Origin of the sequence: Streptococcus handemini (assembly GCF_040984445.1) — a bacterium.
Classification (GTDB): domain Bacteria; phylum Bacillota; class Bacilli; order Lactobacillales; family Streptococcaceae; genus Streptococcus; species Streptococcus handemini.
Map to the genome: position 1 here is coordinate 1 of NZ_JBFRYH010000084.1, position 7,458 is coordinate 7,458.

Below are 7,458 nucleotides of genomic sequence, written 5' to 3' on the forward strand. Positions count from 1 at the left end.
TTATATTCTGGTTGTTCTTTATGAAGCATAGCTCTTCTCCTCCTCATATGAGATACTTTCATTATACTCCTATTTATAAAGAAAAGCCCTTAGAAAATGAATTCTATGGACTTTGTCTTCAATCTGAGAGCCAACTGGCTCTTTTTTGTTAGGCACTTTCTTCTTTTTTAGCGAATTGACTCGTGTATAGGTCATAATAGAAACCTCTATCAGCTAGAAGGCTCTGGTGATTTCCTTGTTCAATGATTTGGCCGTCTTTCAAGACGAGGATCTTATCAGCTTCTTGAATAGTCGATAGACGGTGGGCAATGACAAAACTGGTCCGCCCCTTCATTAAATTCTTCATAGCTTTTTGAATCAAAAGTTCCAAACGCGTATCGACCGAACTCGTTGCCTCATCTAAAATCAAGATTTTTGGATCTGCTAGAAGAGCCCGTGCAATGGTCAAAAGTTGCTTTTGCCCAAGCGAGATATTGCTCGATTCTTGATTCATCTCCATGTTGTAACCACCAGGAAGCGTGCGGATAAAGTGGTCTACATTTGCGGCCTTGGCTGCTGCGATGATTTCCTCATCTGTCGCAGCTAAATTTCCAAAACGGAGATTTTCCTTGATCGTTCCCTCATAGAGCCAAGCATCCTGCAAGACCATACCAAATTGCTGGCGGTATTCCTGACGAGAAAGATGGTGAATATCATGTCCGTCCACTGTAATCGCTCCACTGGTCACATCATAAAAGCGCATCAAGAGGTTAATCAGCGTTGTCTTTCCAGCCCCTGTTGGTCCAACAATCGCCACCATCTCCCCTGGTTTCACTTCCAGATTAAAATCTCGAATCAAGGGCTTGTTTTCTACATATTGGAAATCCACATGCTTGAAGCTGACTTGACCTGTCAAATCATGCGTCAACTCTTCTTTCACTTCCATTGGCTCATCTGCTTCATCTAAAACTTGAAAAATCCGCTCAAGCGACGACTGGGCACTCTGCAAAGGCCCTGCTAATTGGGTCAAGGTCTGAATCGGCTGGCTGACCTGCCACACATATTGGACAAAGGCCTGCATATTCCCGATTGTCAAGCGCCCTGCAATGACCTGCAAACCACCGACAACCGCTACAATCAAATAGGTCAAGTCAGACACAGCACGAAGAACCGGCATCATCAAACCAGAGATAAAACTAGCCTTAAAACCAACCTGTTGTAATTGATCTGTAATGGTTTGAAAATCCTCTGTTGAGGCTTCTTCACGACCATAGAGTTTGAGGACATTGAAGCCAGACAAGTTCTCCTGCACAAATCCGTTGAGCTGGCCTAAAATAGCCGCCTGCTCCTTGAAATAGGGTTGCGATTTTTTGAGAATAAACTGGGCACCAAAGTAAGTCAGAGGAATGCTAATCATGACAATCAAGGCCAATTTAAAGTTCAAAAAGAGCATCATGGCTACTACAAGGGTAATGGTAAACACCGCATTCACCAACTGAAGCACACTTTGCTGGAGAGCATTTGAGACCGTCTCCACATCACTCGTAAAGCGTCCCAAAAGATCGCCAAACTGCTGCTGGTCAAAATAAGCGACAGAAATCCGATTGATTTTTCGACTCAAGTCATTCCGCAAATCCGCAACCGTCTGCTGAACCGCATTGGTCATGAAATAGTTGGAATAATAAGCCCCTATTTCATAAAAGAGCGCACGGATGAAATAGAGTAGTAAAATCCAGAAAATATAGGTCACATTGATTCCTGCACCTGCTACACCTTTTGCCATATCCATGAGATTTTTGGTCAATTCGGTAATCGCAAGTCCTAAGACAAACGGTTCCAAAACACTCATGACAACACTCAGAATTTTGAGGAAAACGGCTACAAAAAGCGCCAGTTTATATTCTTTTAAATAGCTCCATAAGCGAGTAAAACTAGATGATTGTTTCATGTTTCCTCCTATTCTTCTGTTAATGATTGGCTATTGAGCTGAGAATTAGCAATTTCACGGTAGATATCATTACTTTCCATGAGTTCCTCATGCGTACCGCGTCCGATAATTTCTCCCTTGTCAAGCACGATAATCTGATCAGCATCCATGATGGTTCCAACACGTTGAGCCACGATTAAGACAGTCGCATTTCCCGTTACTTCTTTCAAACGGCGACGCAAAATCGCATCTGTCTTATAATCCAAGGCTGAAAAAGAATCATCAAAGATATAAATATCGGGTTCTTTGACCACCGCACGAGCAATCGACAAACGTTGCTTTTGCCCACCCGATAAGTTACTACCACCTTCTGCCAAGTGGGTTTCAAATTGCTCTTCCTTACTTTCAATAAATTCACGTGCCTGCGCCACATCGGCTGCCTGATGCAATTCCTCATGACTGGCATCTTCTTTTCCGTATCGAAGATTTTCTGCAATGGTTCCTGTAAACAAAAGAGCCTTTTGCGGAATAAAGCCGATCTTTTGACGGAGTGCCTTGAGATTGTAAGCACGCACATCAACCCCGTCAACTAGAATTTTTCCAAGCGTCACATCATAGAAACGTGGAATCAACTGTACCAAAGAGGATTTTCCAGAACCAGTTGAGCCGATAAAGGCAATGGTCTCACCTGGTTTTGCCTTAAAGGAAATATTGTGCAAGACTGGACTTTCGGTCTCTCCTGGATAGGCAAAGGTCACATTATCAAACTCCAGATAACCCTTAGTCTCGGTCTCCGTAATCCCGTCTTCATTTGGACTAATCGAAATCGGCATATCCATAACCTCCTTCAAACGCTCACTTGACACAGCTGTCCGGGGATAAACAGTAAAGAGATTCGATAAAAGTAGGAATGACATGAGAGCGTGAAAACTGTACTCAATAAAGGCAACTAAATCCCCGATTTGCAAGTCCCCTCGTCCAAGCGGTGCTAGAGCAAACCAGACAATGGCGACAATCATAGCAATGATAATCTGAACAAAGAGTGGCTCGGTTAGACCTGTTAGCTTGAACAAGCGATTGGAATTTTGAGCGTAGAGGTCATTTTGCTCCGCAAAGCGCTCTTCTTGAAATTCCTCTCGTGCAAAAGCACGAATCACCCGCAAACCAGTCACATTTTCTCGTGCATATTGGTTGATTTTATCCAAGGTCTTCTGTTGTTTTTCCGACAGCGGTCGAGTCTTCACTGCCACATACCACACAACAAGCGCCAAAAATGGCATGGCAGAAGCAACAATCCAAGCCATAGACGGGCTAGTCAAGAAAATCATCATCACACTTGATACCATCATCAAAGGAGTAATGACCCCTAATTTCAAGACTTGTTCTGCAAACTGCATCAAAACAAAGGCGTCACTAGTCATCCGTGTCACCAAGGATGATACTCCAATTTGCTCGTATTCATGATGCGAATATTCCTGCAACTTAGCATAGAGGTCGTTTCGCATATCGCGGACCATGCTAGTCGTTAATTTACCAGCAGCATAAGATAAGACGATACGCCCTAATATTCCAAGAACAATCACAACTAGCATCATCACAGCCCAGAAATACAAGCGCTCCGTATTTCTATCATTGACGCCTTCATCAATCATGCGGGCAAGAACCGTTGGTAGACCAAGATTGACAACTACAAAAAAGATTGCCCCAATTAAATCTAAAACCAACCATTTGGGGTACTTTTTCAAATAAGACCAGATATAGTTCATTTCTCCTCCTTCTCATAACAAGAAAAAAGTACTAGATAGCACTTTTTTCGATTTATTTATACTTAGTATAGCAGAGTTGGGTAAGAAACTCAACTACTGGAATGGTTGAAAGGGCTCTCTTTTGCAATCTTTTAACAAACATATTATCTCTTCATTCTGCCAAACTCCCAAGCATTTTTCTGCTCAGGGTTTATTTTATCTCTTTATTTCACCAGCTTCTTCATCTCTTCAATCCGTGCGACGGTGGCGTCGTATTTGGTTTGGTAGTCGGTTTGTTTTGCTCGTTCTTTTTCGACGACTTCTGGTTTGGCATTGGCAACGAATTTTTCGTTGGCGAGTTTTTTACCAACCATGTCGAGTTCTTTTTGCCATTTGGCAAGTTCTTTTTCAAGGCGAGCCAATTCTTCGTCAACATTAAGCAAATCTGCAAGAGGCAGATAGATTTCAGCTCCTGTGATGACGCTTGACATGGCAAGTTCTGGTGCGGTCAAACTGCCGTCAATTTCTAGATGCTCAGGATTGGTGAAGCGTTTGATGTAGTTGACATTTGCCTTGAAGAACTCTTCTAGCTGACTATCAGTCGGCTTAATCAAGAGCGTAATAGGCTTACTTGGGGCAACATTGACTTCGCTCCTAGCATTTCGCACGGCACGAATCACGTCTTTCAGCGCTTCTACGCCATTTGCCGCTACAAGATTTTCAAACTCAGGACGAACCACTGGGTAGCTTGCCGTTACAATGCTTCCTTCTGAGATTTGCCCAAAGATTTCCTCCGTCACAAACGGCATGATTGGGTGAAGCAGGCGTAAGATTTGATCCAAGGTGTAAAGAAGCACGGAGCGAGTCATGACTTTTTCTGCCTCATTATCGCTATAAAGCACTTCCTTGGTCAACTCAACATACCAGTCCGCAAATTCATCCCAGATAAAGTTGTAGAGGATGTGCCCTGCCACTCCAAACTCAAACTTGTCAAAGTTTTCAGTGACTTTAGCAATGGTTTCATTGAGGTTGTGGAGAATCCAGCGGTCTGTTACGTTTCCAGCCTCGCTTGCAGCTACTTTTGCGACATTTTCACGCGCATCTGCAAGGCTCAAGCCCTCATTATTCATGAGAATGTAGCGGGAAATGTTCCAGATCTTATTGATGAAATTCCAAGATGCGTCCATTTTCTCATAAGAGAAACGGACATCCTGACCCGGGGCAGAGCCATTTGACAAGAACCAGCGGAGACTATCCGCCCCGTACTGATCAATGACATCCATAGGGTCAATCCCGTTTCCGAGAGATTTGGACATTTTACGACCTTGCTCGTCGCGAATCAAACCATGAATCAAGACATTTTCAAATGGACGGCGGTCTGTAAATTCGAGGGATTGGAAAATCATCCGTGATACCCAGAAGAAGATGATGTCGTAGCCTGTTACAAGGGTTGAGGTTGGGAAGTAGCGTCTGAAGTCAGCGCTGTCTTCATCAGGCCATCCCATAGTAGAAAACGGCCAAAGAGCAGAGCTGAACCAGGTATCAAGGACATCTTCATCCTGTGTCCAACCGTCACCTGCTGGCGCTTCTTCTCCAACATAGATGTCACCTTCCGCATTGTACCAAGCTGGAATCTGATGTCCCCACCAAAGCTGACGTGAAATCACCCAGTCATGGACATTTTCCATCCATTGAAGGAAGGTATCGTTGAAACGTGGTGGATAGAATTTCACTTCATCTTCGGTCTTTTGGTTGGCAATGGCGTTTTTAGCTAATTCATCCATTTTGACAAACCATTGTGTGGACAAACGTGGCTCGACAACAGCACCGCTACGCTCAGAGTGTCCGACAGAATGCACGCGTTTTTCGATTTCCACAAGAGCACCAAGCTCTTCTAACTTCGCCACGACTGCCTTACGAGCTTCGAAGCGATCCATTCCCGCAAATTCACCTGCTAAGTCGTTCATCGTTCCGTCATCGTTCATGACATTGACTTGTGGGAGGTTGTGGCGTTGTCCTACGAGGAAGTCATTCGGATCGTGGGCAGGAGTGATTTTTACGACCCCTGTACCAAATTCTGGATCCGCATGTTCATCAGCTACGATTGGAATGGCTTTATTGACAATCGGCAGGATAACGTTTTGCCCAATCAAGTCCTTGTAGCGTGGATCTTCTGGATTGACCGCAACAGCAACATCTCCAAACATGGTCTCAGGACGTGTTGTCGCAACTTGAAGCGCGCGAGAGCCGTCCTCAAGCATGTAATTCATGTGGTAGAAAGCACCCTCGACATCTTTGTGAATCACCTCGATATCAGAAAGCGCAGTGCGGGCTGCTGGATCCCAGTTGATGATAAATTCCCCGCGGTAAATCCAACCTTTTTTATACAAATCAACAAAGACCTTGCGAACAGCCTTTGACAAGCCTTCATCAAGGGTAAAGCGCTCACGCGAATAGTCAAGCGACAAGCCCATTTTGCCCCATTGTTCCTTAATAGTTGCAGCGTACTCGTCTTTCCATTCCCAGACTTTCTCTAAGAATTTCTCACGACCGAGGTCATAGCGGGTAATACCTTGCTCGCGCAAGCGCTCCTCAACCTTGGCCTGTGTTGCGATACCAGCATGGTCCATACCCGGTAACCACAAGGTGTCAAAGCCCTGCATCCGTTTTTGACGGATGATAATATCTTGAAGAGTCGTGTCCCAGGCGTGTCCAAGGTGAAGTTTTCCCGTCACGTTTGGCGGTGGAATCACGATTGAGTAAGGTTTTGCTTCTGCGTCTCCTGACGGCTTAAAGACATCTGCCTCTAGCCATTTCGCATAACGACCAGCCTCAACCTCGGCTGGATTGTATTTTGGTGATAGTTCTTTTGACATGATTTGTCCTTTCTTATTTATCTATATTAGTTGTTAATGTTTGAAACTTTACACTCCTAATTTATTACGGATGTTCCATAGTATTCCGTTACTCCTCCCACACCACTTCCAACTTCACCCTATCTGGATCTTCAAAAAAGACGGCGTAGTGGTCTGGTCCTCCGCGTGCGGGTAGTGGTCATCATAGAGTAGGGGTACGCCGTCCGCTCGCAACCGTTCGCTGGCGGAGAACCAAACGATCTGTTTCCACTTTTGGCAAGGATTTGCCGTCATAAGTTTCTAAAATCTTTATCATAACCTGCCTCGCTTTCTTTCATCTGACACAAAAAACGCCCCTGCCATACGACAGGGACGAAAGTTAGTGCTAATTTCCGCGGTACCACCCAAATTCGGACCGAAATCCGCTCTTGATTGTATTCATACTAAATCATTAGCAACCAGTTTTGGGACACTTGTGGATTTCTCAGCTCCGCCACTTTCTGTAAAATGCATATCCAAAACACCTCTAATTACAGTCATTTTATCACGTTTTACTCTAAAAATCAATTGTTAATTCTCTGCCAACACGACAAACGCATGAAACGGTCTTCGGCTTTTTTCTACCTCAAACACTTTTTTGATTTAAAGTAATCGTTTTAAATACTGGTCAAAGGATAGACTAAGGACATATTTCTTACGACGCATGCTCATTTTCTTTCCAAAATCCAACCGTTTTAGGACAGCTAGGCAGAATTTGTCCATCACATTCAAATTAAACGCTAACTGCTTGTTCAAAGTTTTATTCGCATCTTCTCGAAAAACAATATCTAATAACCAATGCATACTCTCTATCTGCCAATGACCTCGTACATAGTCGCATAATTCCTTCGCACTAACCTGACTACTCAAGATAAAGTAGCGTGTTTCTTCACCCTCTTGACTACTCTTGGTC

Annotated in this window: 4 protein-coding genes and 2 pseudogenes; all 6 read right to left on the reverse strand. The window is 44.0% G+C overall.

The window, feature by feature from the left end:
- Positions 1-148 precede the first annotated feature (148 nt).
- On the reverse strand, positions 149-1,927 hold the full coding sequence (locus ABPH35_RS09870; protein ID WP_349989530.1) for an ABC transporter ATP-binding protein: 1,779 nt from the start codon (positions 1,925-1,927) through the stop codon (positions 149-151).
- 8 nt (positions 1,928-1,935) lie between these two features.
- Positions 1,936-3,672 carry an ABC transporter ATP-binding protein gene (locus ABPH35_RS09875; protein ID WP_349989531.1) on the reverse strand — a complete coding sequence of 579 codons (1,737 nt, stop codon included), beginning with the start codon at positions 3,670-3,672 and terminating at the stop codon, positions 1,936-1,938.
- A gap of 203 nt (positions 3,673-3,875) precedes the next feature.
- Positions 3,876-6,527: a valine--tRNA ligase gene (locus ABPH35_RS09880; protein WP_349989532.1), complete on the reverse strand. Its 2,652-nt coding sequence runs from the start codon at positions 6,525-6,527 to the stop codon at positions 3,876-3,878.
- An 88-nt stretch (positions 6,528-6,615) separates the two neighbouring features.
- A pseudogene (locus ABPH35_RS09885) lies at positions 6,616-6,725 on the reverse strand (bleomycin resistance protein); the annotation flags it as partial.
- A gap of 13 nt (positions 6,726-6,738) precedes the next feature.
- A pseudogene (locus ABPH35_RS09890) lies at positions 6,739-6,819 on the reverse strand (GNAT family N-acetyltransferase); the annotation flags it as partial.
- Positions 6,820-7,148: 329 nt separating this feature from the next.
- A partial coding sequence (locus tag ABPH35_RS09895) for an ISAs1 family transposase (RefSeq protein ID WP_349988132.1) occupies positions 7,149-7,458 on the reverse strand: 310 nt, incomplete at its 5' end.

Bases quoted from the DNA above. Each gene is read 5' to 3' on its own strand.
- ABPH35_RS09870 (WP_349989530.1), bottom strand. From the start codon at position 1,927: ATGAAACAATCATCTAGTTTTACTCGCTTATGGAGCTATTTAAAAGAA.
- ABPH35_RS09875 (WP_349989531.1), bottom strand. From the start codon at position 3,672: ATGAACTATATCTGGTCTTATTTGAAAAAGTACCCCAAATGGTTGGTT.
- ABPH35_RS09880 (WP_349989532.1), bottom strand. From the start codon at position 6,527: ATGTCAAAAGAACTATCACCAAAATACAATCCAGCCGAGGTTGAGGCT.